Annotated in this window: 14 protein-coding genes and 1 pseudogene; 9 read left to right on the top strand and 6 right to left on the bottom strand. The window is 60.9% G+C overall.

Annotation, left to right across the window (positions count from 1 at the left end):
• Window positions 1-15: 15 nt before the first annotated feature.
• Window positions 16-354, bottom strand: a complete 339-nt coding sequence (glnK, locus tag BMY98_RS22925) for a P-II family nitrogen regulator (protein ID WP_002555808.1) — start codon at window positions 352-354, stop codon at window positions 16-18.
• 415 nt (window positions 355-769) lie between these two features.
• On the opposite strand from glnK, the gene BMY98_RS22920 reads away from it, so the two are divergent.
• Window positions 770-1,054: an accessory factor UbiK family protein gene (locus tag BMY98_RS22920; protein ID WP_074892665.1), complete on the top strand. Its 285-nt coding sequence runs from the start codon at window positions 770-772 to the stop codon at window positions 1,052-1,054.
• Window positions 1,055-1,074: 20 nt separating this feature from the next.
• Here the strand turns inward: BMY98_RS22920 and BMY98_RS22915 are convergent.
• Together BMY98_RS22915 and BMY98_RS22910 are read right to left on the bottom strand one after the other, a co-directional pair.
• Window positions 1,075-1,227: pseudogene (locus tag BMY98_RS22915) on the bottom strand (helix-turn-helix domain-containing protein); the annotation flags it as partial.
• Between the two features lie 17 nt (window positions 1,228-1,244).
• Complete coding sequence (locus BMY98_RS22910) at window positions 1,245-1,778, bottom strand: GNAT family N-acetyltransferase (RefSeq protein ID WP_083398869.1); 534 nt, start codon at window positions 1,776-1,778, stop codon at window positions 1,245-1,247.
• 116 nt (window positions 1,779-1,894) lie between these two features.
• Between BMY98_RS22910 and BMY98_RS22905 the strand changes: the two genes are divergently transcribed.
• From BMY98_RS22905 to BMY98_RS22895, 3 genes are all read left to right on the top strand, one after another.
• Entirely contained in the window at window positions 1,895-3,388 is a 1,494-nt protein-coding gene (locus tag BMY98_RS22905; RefSeq protein ID WP_074892664.1) for a YifB family Mg chelatase-like AAA ATPase, read from the top strand.
• 61 nt (window positions 3,389-3,449) lie between these two features.
• Window positions 3,450-3,749: a type II toxin-antitoxin system RelB/DinJ family antitoxin gene (locus BMY98_RS22900; RefSeq protein WP_074892663.1), complete on the top strand. Its 300-nt coding sequence runs from the start codon at window positions 3,450-3,452 to the stop codon at window positions 3,747-3,749.
• Window positions 3,736-4,020 carry a type II toxin-antitoxin system RelE/ParE family toxin gene (locus BMY98_RS22895; protein ID WP_139214563.1) on the top strand — a complete coding sequence of 95 codons (285 nt, stop codon included), beginning with the start codon at window positions 3,736-3,738 and terminating at the stop codon, window positions 4,018-4,020. The genes BMY98_RS22900 and BMY98_RS22895 overlap by 14 nt, the downstream gene beginning before the upstream one ends.
• A 49-nt stretch (window positions 4,021-4,069) precedes the next feature.
• Here BMY98_RS22895 and BMY98_RS22890 read toward each other — a convergent pair whose 3' ends face one another.
• Window positions 4,070-6,046 (bottom strand): methyl-accepting chemotaxis protein, encoded by a 1,977-nt coding sequence (locus BMY98_RS22890; RefSeq protein ID WP_074892661.1) that lies wholly within the window; start codon window positions 6,044-6,046, stop codon window positions 4,070-4,072.
• 218 nt (window positions 6,047-6,264) lie between these two features.
• Window positions 6,265-7,185, bottom strand: a complete 921-nt coding sequence (locus tag BMY98_RS22885; protein ID WP_074892660.1) for a LysR substrate-binding domain-containing protein — start codon at window positions 7,183-7,185, stop codon at window positions 6,265-6,267.
• A 165-nt stretch (window positions 7,186-7,350) separates the two neighbouring features.
• Between BMY98_RS22885 and BMY98_RS22880 the strand changes: the two genes are divergently transcribed.
• Window positions 7,351-8,733 (top strand): NorM family multidrug efflux MATE transporter, encoded by a 1,383-nt coding sequence (locus BMY98_RS22880; protein ID WP_074892692.1) that lies wholly within the window; start codon window positions 7,351-7,353, stop codon window positions 8,731-8,733.
• 192 nt (window positions 8,734-8,925) lie between these two features.
• Here BMY98_RS22880 and BMY98_RS22875 read toward each other — a convergent pair whose 3' ends face one another.
• Window positions 8,926-10,596, bottom strand: a complete 1,671-nt coding sequence (locus BMY98_RS22875) for a putative bifunctional diguanylate cyclase/phosphodiesterase (protein WP_074892659.1) — start codon at window positions 10,594-10,596, stop codon at window positions 8,926-8,928.
• 201 nt (window positions 10,597-10,797) lie between these two features.
• Here BMY98_RS22875 and rep point away from each other — a divergent pair, with 201 nt between their 5' ends.
• From rep to BMY98_RS22855, 4 genes are all read left to right on the top strand, one after another.
• Entirely contained in the window at window positions 10,798-12,807 is a 2,010-nt protein-coding gene (gene rep, locus BMY98_RS22870) for a DNA helicase Rep (RefSeq protein WP_074892658.1), read from the top strand.
• A 39-nt stretch (window positions 12,808-12,846) separates the two neighbouring features.
• Entirely contained in the window at window positions 12,847-13,416 is a 570-nt protein-coding gene (locus BMY98_RS22865; RefSeq protein ID WP_074892657.1) for a xanthine phosphoribosyltransferase, read from the top strand.
• A 131-nt stretch (window positions 13,417-13,547) separates the two neighbouring features.
• Window positions 13,548-14,432 (top strand): MBL fold metallo-hydrolase, encoded by an 885-nt coding sequence (locus tag BMY98_RS22860; RefSeq protein ID WP_074892656.1) that lies wholly within the window; start codon window positions 13,548-13,550, stop codon window positions 14,430-14,432.
• 78 nt (window positions 14,433-14,510) lie between these two features.
• Window positions 14,511-15,326: a sulfite exporter TauE/SafE family protein gene (locus tag BMY98_RS22855; RefSeq protein WP_074892655.1), complete on the top strand. Its 816-nt coding sequence runs from the start codon at window positions 14,511-14,513 to the stop codon at window positions 15,324-15,326.
• Window positions 15,327-15,520: the final 194 nt, after the last annotated feature.

Here is a 15,520-nt window from a genome sequence, read left to right as displayed (position 1 = left end):
TTGGGGTTTGGCGGCTTAGATTGCGTCGGTATCGGTTTCGCCGGTACGGATGCGGATGGCCTGTTCCAGATTGACCACGAAGATCTTTCCGTCACCGATCTTGCCGGTGTTGGCCGCTTTGGTTATCGCTTCGATAACGCGGTCCAGATCCTTGTCGTCGATCGCAACATCGATCTTCACCTTGGGGAGGAAGTCGACTACATACTCCGCACCGCGATAGAGCTCGGTGTGGCCTTTCTGACGTCCGAAACCTTTGACTTCAGTGACTGTGATGCCCTGCACGCCGATTTCGGACAGCGACTCGCGTACGTCGTCCAGCTTGAACGGCTTGATGATGGCAGTGACTAGCTTCATGAAACTTTCTCCCGAATTGGTGGACTTGCCCCAGGAAAACAAACCCGACTCAAGTCTAAGCGCAGTGTCTGGCTTTGTAACGCGTCGTGTCCGCAAGAGACCTGACCAGCTCCAGAAAACCGCTTCTGACGAAACATTCCCCGCTCCGCCTGCCGCACTGCATTCGTCACAGCGACTGCATCAGTGCATGGGTTACAAGCCACTAAGCAGAAAGCTTGCCATCTCATCGAGATGCATGAATTTCGGCAGTTCGACCGTTAATTCACGCCTTAGCGTAGTCATCGATTGTCATCACCGCACAACAACGGTGCGCCCGCGCCCGAGGCCATGCGCGAAAACCGTGCAGAGCGTTGCGTGCGGCGGAGGGTCGAAAGCTGCGTGCTACACTCGCGCCCTCTGATTCTGGAGTTTCATCATGCTCGCCCCCAAAGCTTTTCTCGACGCCCTGAGCGGCCACGCTTCCCGCCTGTTCAACGGCGAAACCCCGGTTCCACGCAGCGAATTCGAAACCCAGTTCAAGGCGCTGCTGCAAAGCGGCTTCAGCAAGCTGGACCTGGTCAGCCGGGAAGAATTCGACAGCCAGATGATCGTCCTCGCCCGCACCCGCGCCCGACTTGAGGCACTGGAAGTGAAAATGGCGGAGATGGAAGCGCAGTTGGCGCCGCAGCCGAAAGCGTCAGGGGATGAGCCGCAGCGTTGAGCTTCAGAACCTGAATGTGCTCAGGCGCAGTGCGCAATGCGCTGAACCTGGGCTTTGATCGCCTCACCTGGCTCGATCCCTGCTTTGCGCAGGTCGTAGGTGAGTTGCAAGTTCAGTCAGAACTCCGGGGTGGTCTCGAAGCACGCTGCCAGCCGTAGCGCCATGTCGGCACTGTATATGAAGGCTTTGTTCAGCCAGCCACTGGCGGGCAGCGTTGAACAGCGTGGCGAACATAGTAATTATCGAATTCGCCAGCTTCGACGAACTGAAAACCATGACGAGTGTAGAACCGATTTGAAGCGCTTTCCTTCAGAGCCCCAACGTATAACGTCAGTGCCGCCGCATCTGTTTCCGTAAAGATCTGACGAAGAACAATCGAACCTATTCCTGATCCTTGCGCGTCTGGCTTGATGTAGAGGTGATCGAGCAACAAACCGTCAACGCGCGGTTTGACCACGACAAAACCCACCCGCTTTCCGGCAACCAAAACGTGGCGGGTAAATTCGGGGGAAAAGCCTTCGCGAAAACGCTCTCGGGCGCGCACGGGATCGAAGCGTCCAATCCGCTCAAGGCTCTCACGCATGGCGTCGATCCGGATGGCAACAAGCGCCTCGAAGTCACAGGCTCGGGCCCCGGCGAAGGTCACCTTAGTGGCCAACGGTTCGAGAAACTCCTCGCTTGGAATTTCCCCTGGATGCACGGGCCCCTCTCCATTACTGGTCATCACTCCTCCCTCCTTCCATTCATACACATGCCGTAGAACATGCATGGGGGCACGCGTTGGAGCAATGACTATCCTTAAGCTCGCCGCAGGAAGCGGTGCTGCCTTCAAGGAAAGACATGTCCCTCGCGATCGTTCTGAGCCGTGCCCAAGTTGGCGTTGAAGCGCCTGCCGTGACCGTCGAAACCCATCTCGCCAACGGGCTGCCCAGCCTGACGCTGGTGGGTCTGCCGGAAGGTGCGGTGAAGGAAAGCAAGGATCGGGTGCGCAGTGCGATCCTTAACTGTCGGCTGGAATTTCCTGCGCGACGTATCACCTTGAATCTGGCGCCTGCCGATTTACCCAAGGACGGCGGACGCTTCGATCTTGCCATCGCGCTTGGCTTGCTCGCCGCCAGCGCGCAGGTGCCGACGCTTGCGCTGGAGGGCATTGAGTGCCTGGGGGAACTGGCGTTGTCCGGTGCGATTCGGCCTGTGCAGGGCGTGCTCCCGGCGGCGCTCGCTGCGCGGGAAGCGGGACACACGCTGATCGTGCCGGCGGTGAATGCCGAGGAAGCGTGTCTGGCGTCAGGCCTGAAGGTAATCGCGGTCAGTCATCTGCTGGAGCTGGTGTCGCACCTGAACGGCCATACGGTCATCCCGCCCTATAAATCCAATGGCCTGATTCTGCAGACCCAGCCTTATCCCGACTTGAGTGAGGTGCAAGGCCAGACTGCCGCCAAACGCGCTCTATTGGTAGCCGCGGCCGGTGCCCATAACCTTCTTTTTAGTGGTCCTCCCGGCACTGGCAAGACGCTGCTTGCGAGCCGCTTGCCAGGGCTGTTGCCACCGCTGGACGAACTCGAAGCGTTGGAAGTGGCGGCGATTCAGTCGGTTGCCAGTCACGCGCCGCTGACCAGTTGGCCCCAGCGCCCCTTCCGCCAGCCCCATCACTCGGCATCGGGCCCTGCCTTGGTCGGCGGTGGCAGTCGCCCGCAGCCTGGCGAAATCACCCTCGCGCACCACGGCGTGCTGTTTCTGGACGAGCTTCCGGAATTTGATCGGCGTGTGCTGGAGGTCCTGCGCGAGCCCCTCGAATCGGGCCACATCGTGATTTCCCGCGCGCGGGATCGGGTGCGCTTTCCGGCGCGCTTTCAACTGGTCGCGGCGATGAACCCCTGCCCGTGCGGGTATCACGGCGAGCCGACCGGGCGCTGCCGCTGCTCAACCGATCAGATTCAGCGTTACCGCAACAAGCTGTCCGGACCGTTGCTCGACCGTATTGACCTGCACCTGACGGTCGCCCGCGAAACCACGTCTTTAGCGGCAACGCCCGATTGCAAGGGCGAAAGCGCCAGCGCAGCGGAGGTGGTATCCGAAGCCCGACAGCGCCAACAACGACGCCAAGGTTGCGCCAACGCGTTTCTGGATCTGCCCGCGCTGCGCCAACACTGCGCATTGCTGCCGGAAGACGAAGCCTGGCTCGAAAACGCCTGCGAGCGCCTGAACCTGTCCCTGCGCGCCGCCCACCGCCTGCTGAAAGTGGCGCGCACGCTGGCCGATCTGGAGAAGGTGGACGCAATCGCCCGATACCACATTGCTGAGGCTTTGCAGTATCGGCCGTCGACGAACTGAAGATCTTCGTTGCGCGTATCTCAAATGAGATACATAGTGATCTTTTTCAGGAGTAGTCCTCATGACAACCCAAACTTCAATGCTTCATGTGAGGATTGATCAGTCACTTAAAAACCAGGCATCGGAGACCCTGGCCAACTTCGGCCTCACCATTTCCGATGCTGTGCGTATTTTGCTCACTCGGGTAGTCCGCGAAGGCGGTTTACCCGCTGGCCTTGGCGTACACCCGGACGCTTACGATCAATGGTTCAGGGCCAAGGTGCGTGAAGCCATGGACGACTCGGGGCCGACGCACTCGCACGAGGATGTCATGGCTGCCGCCACCGAATTACTTGATAGGAAGCGCGGTGCTGACAATTGAATGGAGCAAGTATGCCAGGGACGATTTGCTGGCGATGCTTGAATACGTCGCCGGCCATGACGCCAAAGCAGCGTGGCGCTTGAAGGAGGAGATCGATGTTCGCATCGGCCACCTCCCTCGCCATCCAAGGCTTTATAAAGCCGGGCGGGAAGCAGGAACCAGGGAGATCGTAGTGGCTCCGAACTACTTGGTGGTGTATGCCGAAACCCCTACAACCCTTCTCATTCTTCGCGTTTTACATGCTGCACAACAGTGGCCCCCGAAGGGCTGAGACCTGGTGTCCAGTTCGGTGCGCCCTCAAGCACCACTAGTACTGCGCCTCACCGAAACCGATCCACTTCTTTCTGCAAGTCAGACGCTACCGAGTTCAGCTCTTGAGCCGTAATCGCCAGGTTGGAAACGACTTCGCGTTGCTCGCTGTTCGCCAGGGCGATGCTTTGCAGGTTGGCGCTGAGCAGCGTTGCGGTGTTGCTCTGCTCTTGGGTCGCGGTGGTGATCGACGTGAATTGCTCGCCGGCCGAGCGGCTCTGTTCGTCGATCTGGGCCAGCGCTGCCGCGACTTTGGCGTTGCGCGACAGGCCTTCCTGCATCAGCGCGTTGCCTTGCTGCATAGTGTTGATGGCATTGCTGGTCTCTTGCTGGATGCTGCTGATCATGCCGGAAATTTCATCGGTGGCCTGGCGCGTACGGGATGCCAGACTGCGGACTTCATCTGCTACCACCGCAAAACCTCGGCCTTGCTCCCCGGCGCGTGCGGCTTCGATCGCTGCGTTGAGCGCCAGGAGGTTGGTCTGCTCGGCGATCGAGGTGATGACGCTGACGATCCCGCCGATCTCTTGCGAGCGCTGGCCCAAGGTATCGATCACCGTCGCAGTGCTGCTCAGCGAGCCTGCGATTTGCTCCAGCGAGGCCGACGCCTCCTCCATCGACGTACGGCCGATGCGCGTCTGCTGGGCATTACCCTGCGCCATGCGCTGTGTGGTGCCCATGTTGTCGGCGATGGTCAGGGCCGTGGCGCTGAACTCCTCCACTGCACCAGCCATACTGGTGATTTCGCCGGATTGCTGCTCCATCCCGTCATAAGCGCCGCCCGACAAGCCGGAAAGTGCGTTCGCACGGCTACTCACTTCCAGCGCGGCCGTGCGGATGTGGGACACCATGGTTTCCAGCGCCTGGCCCATCTTGTTGAAACTGCCTGCCAACTGACCAATTTCATCATGGCTGGAAATGTTCAGACGCACGCTCAGATCACCTGCGCCGAGGGCTTCTGCCTGACTGACCAACGCCGACAGCGGCCGCAGCTTGCTGCGCAACAGCCAGATCGCGGCGCCGACAGCAATCAGCATTGCCAGCAGGCTGCCGATAGCCAGTTGCGTGCCGACGCTCCAGGTCACTGCGCTGATTTCATCCTTGGGCATCGTCGCCAGAACCGTCCACGGGCCGCCGGCAAACTTCTCGCCGACGGTGTAGAAATCTTCACCGGCGTCCTGCCAGAAACGGCCAACGCTCGGCGTCTTGGCGAACTCGGCCAGCGTGGTGCTCGCCTGATCCAGGTCCTTCACGCCCGCAGGCGGCACCAGCCATTTGTTCTGCTCATCGAGCAGGGCCAGCGAGCCGGTGGAACCGATGCGGAAGTTCTTCAGGTTGTCGAACTGCGCCTTCTGCGCGTCGGTGTAGTCGAAGCCGACGAACAGCACGGCGATGACCTTGCCGCTGGCGTCACGCACCGGGCTGTACTGCGTCATGTACAGACGATCGAACAACAGCGCGCGACCGACGTATCCCTGACCGGCGAGCAGCTTGTCGTAGGCGGGATGTTTGTGATCCAGCGAAGTACCGAGGGCGCGCGAGCCGTCCTGTTTGCTCAGCGAAGTGCTGACGCGCACGAAGTCGTCGCCGCTGCGCACAAAGACCGTCGCCACGCCGGCCGTCATTTTCTTGAAATCATCGACTTCCGTGAAGTCGTTGTTCAATGCCGTACCGTTGAGCAGTAACGCAGGGGTCTGCACGCCTGCAACCGCGATCTGTTGATCGGCCTGGACGCTCAAACCGCCCGAAAAGCGCTTTTCAAACAGACCGCTTAAACGCTGGGTGCTGTCACGCAGGGTGCTGTGGAACGTGTTCAACTGGTCGGCCAGCAACCGGGCTTCGCTGCTCATGTGCTCTTCGCGAATGACCAGGTTAGCCGAGTCCAGTGAGCGCAAGGCGAACAGCGTGCTGCCGCTGATGACGACGGCCAGAATAACGGCCAGGGCGATGCCGAGTTGCGAAGCAATTCGGGCACGAGGCTGAGGCATTGGGGCTCCTTGCCGAACGACTGGGCCGCCCTGGATTTCAGGACACCATTCGGACGAACTCTAATAGAGGGAATCGATAAACCGATTGAGGTGAACCGGCTTTGCAATACACCTTCGGCCTACAAACGAAATACTTTAGTCCTACGCCGCTTCAGGACGGAATTAATTCCCTTTTTGGCGGTCATGAGGCCGCTTTCGGCCGGGGAGCACTCCAAGACTTACTCCAGAATAGTGACGTCCGGTAATGCCATTGCCTGCACTTCGCCCTGCAAAAAGTCACTCAGTCGCCGCATCCGCTCGCCGCCCGGACGAGTCTTGGGCCAGACGAGGTAGTAGTTCTCACCGCTGACCACTGCCGTGCGCCACGGCAGGCTGAGTCGGCCCTGGGCGACGTCCTCCGCCACCATCAACAGATCGCCCATGGAAACACCGTAACCCCGGGCCGCCGCGATCATGCCCAGCTCCAGCGTGTCGAAGACCTGCCCGCCCTTGAGCGAGACCCGATCAGACAAGTCCATGCGCTCGAGCCATCGGCGCCAGTCGCGACGGTCGGGCGTGGGGTGCAGCAGTTCGGCGCCGGCCAGCCGTTCCGCGTCCCACGGCGCGTCATCCAGCAGCGTCGGGGCGCCCACGGGAATCAGCCATTCCGGGAACAGGTAAGTCGCCTCCCACTCCGGCGGGAAATGCCCATGGCTGAGCAACACCGCGCAATCGAACGGCTCCTGGGTGAAGTCGACGCTGTCGATGTCCATCCACGCGCTGGTGAGTTGCACCTCGTTGCCCACCTGCAGATGGCGAAAACGACTCAGCCGCGCCAGCAGCCAGCGCATGGTCAGGGTCGATGGGGCCTTCATGCGCAAGATGCCCTCCTCCGCCATCAACGCGCTGCACGCTCGTTCCAGGGCTGAAAAGCCTTCCCGCACGCCCGGCAGCAATTCGCGGGCGGCTTCGGTGAGCTGCAGATTGCGACCGTTGCGGCGGAACAGGCGGCAGGCGAAGTGCTCTTCCAGGGTGCGGATATGCCGACTCACGGCACTCTGGGTGATCGATAGTTCTTCAGCGGCGCGCGTGAACGAGCTGTGTCGCGCAGCGGCTTCAAACGCGCGCAGAGCATACAGAGGCGGGAGGGTGCGAGACATCGGCGTGGATTCCTCAGGCAGTCAGGCGACTCCGGTCACTCTACTGCAGAAACACCAGGATGAGTTTTACTCATGCGAGTTATCGGATTTATCCCTTTGTGCATCCCTGCCTGAATCCCCACAATGGCCAGCCTGCCAACACCCGCAAACCCGAGCGCAAAGACCATGCACCAGCACGCCTTCAAAGAACTGTGGATCATCCTGCGTCTTGCCGGGCCGCTGATTGCTTCGCAGATGGCGCACATGCTGATGGTGTTCACCGACACCGTGATGATGGGCAAGCTGGGCCCGGAATCCCTCGCCGGGGGCGGGCTGGGCGCCGCGAGCTACAACTTCGTGTCGTTCTTTTGCGTGGGTGTCATGGCAGCGGTCGGTACATTGGTGGCGATCCGCAAAGGCGCGAATGATCATGCCGGTGTGACTCGCCTGACCCAGGCTGGTTTGTGGCTGGCGTGGGGCATGGCGCTGATTGCCGCGCTGATTCTGTGGAACCTCGAGCCGATCCTGCTGCAGTTTGGTCAAGATGAAGCCAACGTTCACATGGCCAGTGAGTTTCTGATCACGCTGCCATTGGCGCTGCCCGGCCTGCTGAGTTTCATGGCGTTGCGCGGATTCACCAGCGCGCTGGGGCGTGCTACACCCGTGATGGTGATTAGCCTGGTCGGGGTGGCACTGAACTTCGGGCTCAACTATGCGTTTATCAACGGGCTGTTCGGCCTGCCGCACTGGGGCCTGATGGGCATTGGCTTGGTCACGGCCATTGTCACCAACGCCATGGCCCTGGCCCTCGCCCTGCACATTCGTTATCACAGCGCCTATGCGGCGTATCCCCTTCACAAAGAACTGCTGAAACTCTCGCGCAGCTGCCTGAAAGAGCTGTGGCGTCTGGGCCTGCCCATCGGTGGCACGTATGCGGTGGAAGTCGGGCTGTTCACCTTCGCGGCGTTCTGCATGGGCGCCATGGGCAGCACCCAGATGGCCGCGCACCAGATCGCCCTGCAGTCGGTGTCGATGGCGTTCATGGTTCCTGTCGGGATTTCCTACGCGGTGACCATGCGCATCGGCTTGCATTACGGCGCCGGAAACCTGCTGCTGGCGCGCACCGCCGGACGCATGGGGATTGGCTTCGGCGGGCTGCTGATGCTGTCGTTCGGCATTCTGTTCTGGGTGGCGCCCCACGCCGTGATCGGTTTGTTCGTGGACGTCAACGATGCGAAATACCAGGGTGTGGTCGAGCTGGCGGTGAAGCTGCTGGCGATCGCAGCCTGGTTCGAGATTCTCGACGGCACGCAGACCATCGCCATGGGCGCCATTCGGGGATTCAAGGACGCCAAGACCACATTCCTGATCGGACTCGCGAGCTATTGGGTCGTCGGCGCGCCGTTGGCATGGGGCCTGGGGTTTCTCGCGAACCAGGGCGCAGTCGGCGTGTGGTGGGGATTGGCGATCGGCCTGCTCTGCTCAGCGGTTGCACTGACGTGGGCATTCGAGCGCAAGACCGCGCGGCTGCTGCGCAAAGAAGCGACGGGCGTTGTTGTGATGGGATAGGCCTCTGCAATCTGTAGGAGGGCGTACTCACAATTCAGGGCGGACGCAGATCCACTGTAGGAGCAATCGGAGGTTACGACGGTCGCGAAGGCGATGGGTCTGGAACATCCGTGTTGCCTGACCCACCGCGTTCGCGGGCAAGCGCGCTCCTACAGAATCTGTCCGAGGCGTGTCGAAAAATTGCGCCGCCCCTCACTGGCTCTGCAGCGCAGTCCCTTTGCTCTGATCCATCGCGAGATAATTCATCAGCTCCGGCAATGCCAGCGGGTGGCTGATGAGAAACCCTTGAGCCTGATCGCAGTTGAAACTGCGCAGCAATGCCAGTTGCTCAGGGGTTTCGACGCCTTCGGCCACCACTTCGAGGCTGAGGTTGTGGGCCAGGTTGATCATGGCGTGGACCAGCTTGCGGTTTTCCTCGCGCTGCTCCATTTCACCGACAAAGCTCTTGTCGATCTTCAACAGCGTGATCGGCAGGCTGTTGAGGTGCACGAAGGATGAAAAGCCCGTGCCGAAATCGTCCAGCGAGAAACGCACACCCAGCCGGCCCAGCGCGTCCATGGTCTGCTTGACCAGGTCACTGCGGCGCATGACGGCTGTTTCAGTGAGTTCGAACTCCAGCCATTGCGCGTCAATACCGCGATCGGCGATCAAGCGGCTGAGCGTCGCCAGCAACTGGTTATCCTGGAATTGACGGAATGAAAGGTTGATTGCCATGTGCAGCGGCGGCACGCCCTTCTCCCGCAGGGCCTGCATGTCGCGCAGCGCACGGGCAATGACCCAGTATCCCAGCGGGACAATCAGCCCGCTTTGCTCGGCCAGCGGCACAAACTCGCTCGGCGGTAGCAAGCCGCGCTCAGCGTGGCGCCAGCGCACCAATGCCTCCAGCCCCAGAATGTGCCCGGTGTTCAGGCATAGGCGCGGCTGGTAATGCAGCTCCAGCTCGTCGCGACGCAAGGCCCGGCGTAGCTCACTTTCCAGGTCGGCGAGACTGCGGGCATTGCGGTTGATGCGTTCGTTGAAGACGTGAAAGGTACAGCCCTGCGTGCCCTTGGCCTGCTGCATGGCGATGTGCGCGTGCCACATCAGTGGATCGGCGCCGCCGTTGAGACGGGCATATGCGATGCCCAGGCTGCAACCGATCAACAGGCTTTCGCCATCGATCCAATACGGTTCGGACAAGGCTTCGGTGATGCGCTCGGCAATGGACTCCGCGCGCTCAGGTGCCCGTCGAGTGTCGATCAGGAGGGCGAATTCGTCGCTGCCCAATCGCGCCAGTTGATCGCACGCCTCCAGTTGACCTTTCAGCCGGGCGACCACTTGCAGAATCAGTCGATCGCCCGCCTGATGACCCAGCGCGTCGTTGGCGCGCCGGAAGTTGTCCAGATCCAGATGCCCAAGCGCCAGGCCACGACCATCGAACTCGGCCAGCCGGGCGGCCAACAGCGTCTGAAAGCCCTGTCGATTGGCGATGCCGGTGAGAGGATCCTGCTCGGCGAGGCGATTGAGCGTGGTTTCCAGCACGCCCCGTTCGCGCACATGACGCAGACAACGGCGCAAGGCCTGCGGGGTAAGGACGTCTCGCACCAGCCAATCACTGACGCCGACAGGCTCTTCGTCCGGTTCTGTCTCGAAAAGCAATACGGTGGGCCAGCGGCATTGGCCGGCGGCGGGCTGAAGGGCTTCAGTGGTGAAAAGGATTCCGGGGACGGCGAGGTCTGTTTGATCGCCAGCGGCAGCCCAGCTGGGCGCGCAGTCAAGGACGGCGGCGTCTCCGATCGGTGCCAGGCACTCGCGCAACGATGCCGGCCATTCGGGCGAGTCCGCCAGAATCAGCAAGCGCAAGGGTTCGACAGGCGTAGACAAGCTAACTCCCCACACAAACGTAAAGACCTTGGCGCACCCCCGAATGAGGGTCGTCAAACGCGAGAATCATCCGCAATACGCAAATGTAACAAAACGGCGAAATATAGATAGCGCGGCGCATCACAGTGTCGGACGGTGGCTGCACAATCCGCTGACCCTGTTAAAATGCCCGCCCTTTTCAAAGCGACCCCATTTTTCCCCATGTCCCGACTCAATCCCCGGCAACAGGAAGCCGTGAACTACGTCGGCGGCCCTCTTTTGGTGCTCGCCGGCGCTGGCTCCGGCAAGACCAGCGTGATCACACGCAAGATTGCCCACCTCATCCAGAACTGCGGCATCCGTGCCCAGTACATCGTCGCCATGACCTTTACCAACAAGGCAGCGCGGGAGATGAAAGAGCGCGTGGGGACCCTTCTGCGCAGCGGCGAAGGGCGCGGCCTGACGGTTTCGACGTTCCACAACCTGGGCCTGAACATCATCCGCAAGGAACACGCCCGGTTGGGCTACAAGCCCGGGTTCTCGATCTTCGATGAGACGGACGTCAAGGCGCTGATGACGGACATCATGCAGAAGGAATACTCGGGCGACGACGGCGTCGACGAGATCAAGAACATGATCGGCGCCTGGAAAAACGAACTGATTCTGCCGCCCGAGGCCCTCGCCAATTCGCGCAACCCAAAGGAGCAGACCGCCGCCATCGTCTACAGCCATTATCAGCGCACGCTGAAGGCATACAACGCGGTGGATTTCGACGACCTCATTCTGCTGCCGGTGAAGCTGTTCGAAGAGCACGCCGACATTCTGGAAAAGTGGCAGCACAAGGTGCGCTACCTGCTCGTCGACGAATACCAGGACACCAACGCCAGCCAGTATCTGCTGGTGAAGATGCTCATCGGCACGCGCTGCCAGTTCACCGTTGTGGGTGACGACGATCAGTCGATCTACGCCTGGCGCGGCGCACGGCCGGAAAACCTGATGCTGCTCAAGGACGATTACCCGTCATTGAAAGTGGTGATGCTGGAGCAGAACTATCGCTCCACCAGCCGTATTTTGCGCTGCGCCAACGTGCTGATCGCCAACAACCCCCACGCGTTCGAGAAGCAACTCTGGAGCGAGATGGGTCACGGCGATGAAATCCGTGTGATTCGCTGCAAGAACGAAGACGCCGAAGCCGAGCGCGTGGCCATCGAAATCCTCAGCCTGCACCTGCGCACCGACCGGCCGTACAGCGATTTCGCGATCCTCTATCGCGGTAACTATCAGGCCAAGCTGATCGAGCTGAAGCTGCAGCACCACCAGATTCCGTATCGGCTGTCCGGGGGCAACAGCTTCTTCGGACGCCAGGAAGTGAAAGACCTGATGGCGTACTTCCGCCTGCTGGTGAACCCCGACGACGACAACGCCTTCTTGCGCGTGATCAACGTCCCGCGCCGGGAAATCGGCTCCACCACCCTTGAAAAGCTGGGCAACTACTCGACCGAGCGCAAGGTGTCGATGTACGCCGCCACCGACGAGATTGGCCTGGGTGAACATCTGGACGCCCGCTTCACCGACCGCCTCAGACGCTTCAAGCACTGGATGGACGGCGTGCGCCAGCAATGCGCGACGCAAGACCCGATTGCCGCTTTGCGCAGCATGGTCATGGACATCGATTACGAAAACTGGATTCGTCAGAACAGTTCCAGCGACAAAGCCGCCGACTACCGCATGGGCAACGTGTGGTTCCTGATCGAGGCGCTGAAAAACACGCTGGAGAAGGACGAAGAAGGCGGCATGACGATCGAGGAAGCCATCGGCAAACTGGTCCTGCGCGACATGCTCGAACGTCAGCAGGAAGAGGAAGACGGCGCCGAAGGCGTGCAGATGATGACGCTGCACGCCTCCAAGGGCCTGGAGTTTCCGTACGTGTTCATCATGGGCATGGAAGAGGAAATCCTCCCGCACCGCTCTAGCATCGAGGCCGATACCATCGAAGAAGAACGTCGCCTGGCCTACGTGGGCATCACCCGCGCGCGGCAGACGCTGGCGTTCACCTTCGCCGCCAAACGCAAACAGTACGGCGAAATCATTGATTGCCTGCCGAGCCGGTTCCTCGACGAACTGCCACCGGACGATCTCGCCTGGGAAGGCAACGATGACACGCCCGTTGAAGTCAAAGCCGTACGCGGCAACACAGCCTTGGCGGACATACGCGCCATGCTGAAAAGATAACGTTCATTTCGCGCACATCGCGCTCTGAGGACCACACACGTGGAAGCACTGCACAAGAAAATTCGCGACGAAGGCATCGTGCTTTCCGATCAGGTATTGAAGGTCGACGCGTTTCTCAACCATCAGATCGACCCGGTGTTGATGCAGCAGATCGGCGACGAATTCGCCACGCTGTTTGCCGACTCGGGCATCACAAAAATCGTCACCATTGAGGCGTCGGGTATCGCCCCTGCGGTCATGACCGGTTTGAAGATGGGCGTTCCGGTGATCTTCGCGCGCAAGCATCAGTCGCTGACCCTCACTGAAAACATGTTTTCCGCGTCGGTTTACTCGTTCACCAAGCAGACCGAAAGCACCATCGCCATTTCGACCCGTCACCTGAACAGCAGTGATCGGGTGCTGATCATCGACGACTTCCTGGCCAACGGTAAGGCGTCCCAGGCGCTGATCTCGATCATCAAGCAAGCAGGCGCAACCGTCGCCGGCCTGGGTATCGTGATCGAGAAGTCGTTCCAGGGCGGCCGCGCCGAGCTGGACGGTCAGGGCTATCGTGTAGAGTCACTGGCGCGCGTGCAGTCGTTGAAAGATGGCGTTGTGACGTTCGTTTGATACCCAAGGCCTGCATTTGACACGCCGCACGTCCTGTAGGAGCGCGCTTTCCCGCGAAGACGCCGTAACCGTCGACCTCCGCATCACAGACACACCGCAGCATTCCTGCATCGGCAACAAAGGAGAGCACCATGATCATTGGCGAAAAACTGAGCGTAGAGGCGTTCTTCGATCCGCAGACCTCGACCATCAGTTACCTGGTCATTGACCGCTCTACGCTTCAAGCCGCGCTGATCGACAGCGTGCTGGATTACGACCCGAAATCCGGGCGCACCAGCACGCAGTCCGCAGACAAGCTGATCGGCAGGGTCCGCGAGCTGGGCGTTTCGGTGCAGTGGATTCTGGAAACACACGTCCACGCCGATCACGTTTCGGCAGCGGCCTACCTGAAAGAACAACTCGGCGGCACCGTCGCGATCGGCAGCCACATCACTCGCGTGCAGAAAGTCTTCGGCACGCTGTTCAACGCCAAAGGCGACTTTGCCCGCGATGGCAGCCAGTTCGACCGGCTGCTGGAAGATGACACGCACTTTCAGATTGGCACGCTGCAGGCCAGAGCCATGCACACCCCCGGCCATACACCGGCGTGCATGACGTACGTGATTGAAGCGGGTGACGAGGCCGTCGCGTTTGTCGGCGATACGCTGTTCATGCCCGACTACGGCACCGCCCGTTGCGACTTCCCCGGTGCCGATGCGCGCACGCTGTATCGCTCGGTTGGCCGAATCCTCAGCCTGCCGCCGCAGACGCGTCTGTTCATGTGCCATGACTACCTGCCGAACGGCCGTGAGCTGATGTTCATGACCACCGTCGCCGAGCAACGCGCCAGCAATATCCACGTGCGCGAAGGCATCGACGAAGACGCTTTCGTCGAGATGCGCGAGAAGCGTGATGCCACCCTCGACATGCCCATGCTGATCCTGCCTTCAGTGCAGATCAACATGCGTGGCGGCAATCTGCCGGAGGCGGAAGACAACGGCGTGCGCTACCTGAAGGTTCCGATCAACGCGCTGTAAATTCTGCCAGGCGCGCCGATCCAGCGCGCTCGCACCCAGAACCCATCCGGAAAGACCCACGGGACTTGCTCACTTAACATGAATGAACACGAACTGATCGGAGCCGGCCTCGGTACGATCATCGGCGCGGTGTTGGGACTGACAGGCGCGGGTGGCGGCATTCTTGCTGTGCCGCTGCTGGTTTTCGGGCTGGGCCTGACGATGATTGAAGCTGCGCCGGTGGGCCTTCTGGCAGTCGGGTTGGCTTCGGCGGTCGGTGCAGCGCTGGGGCTGCGCCAGGGCATCGTCCGTTACCGCGCCGCCATTTTCATTGCGATCATTGGCATCGCATTGTCGCCGGTAGGCCTGTGGCTAGCGCATCAACTGCCCAATGCACCACTGGCGGTGGGGTTCGCGCTGATTCTGTTTTATGTGTGCGGGCGGATCTACCGCAAAGCCGCTCACGAGCTGCGTCACGGCAAGCCGCCGGATCGTGGGGCATTCAGGCCTTGCGTGGTCAATCCGCTGGTGGGTCGCCTCCGATGGACCCTGCCGTGCGCCCGCTCACTGGCGGCAACCGGTGCACTGGCCGGGCTGCTATCGGGTTTGCTCGGTGTGGGCGGTGGTTTTGTCATCGTGCCGGCATTGACCCGTTACACCGACCTTGAGATGAAGAGCATCGTCGCCACGTCGCTGGCGGTGATCGCACTGGTCTCCACCGGCAGCGTGATAACCGCCAGCCTCAGCGGCGCGATGCACTGGTCAGTGGGGTTGCCGTTCGCCGCCGGAGCCATCGCCGGGCTAATGGCCGGCAGGCAGGTCAGCCGTTACCTCGCCGGCCCGAGATTGCAGCAGTTGTTCGCCGTTAGCGGTTTTTTGGCCGCCGTGCTGCTGGTGATCAAAACCCTCGGCTGAGCGGGTGCAGCACGAAGGCGGTGGGTCTGTCGCATCAGTGTTGCCTGACCCAATGCATTCGCGGGCAAGCGCGCTCCTACAGTTTGTGGCGTAGCCCATATCTGCGTCGGACGCAAATCCACTGTAGGAGCAATCGGAGGTTACGACGGTCGCGAACGCGGTGGGTCTGTGACATCGATGTCGGCTGACACACC

Source organism: Pseudomonas graminis (assembly GCF_900111735.1).
GTDB classification, from domain to species: Bacteria; Pseudomonadota; Gammaproteobacteria; order Pseudomonadales; family Pseudomonadaceae; genus Aquipseudomonas; species Aquipseudomonas graminis.
Note: the sequence above shows the minus strand (reverse complement) of the source record. Positions and strands in the feature narration are given on the sequence as shown.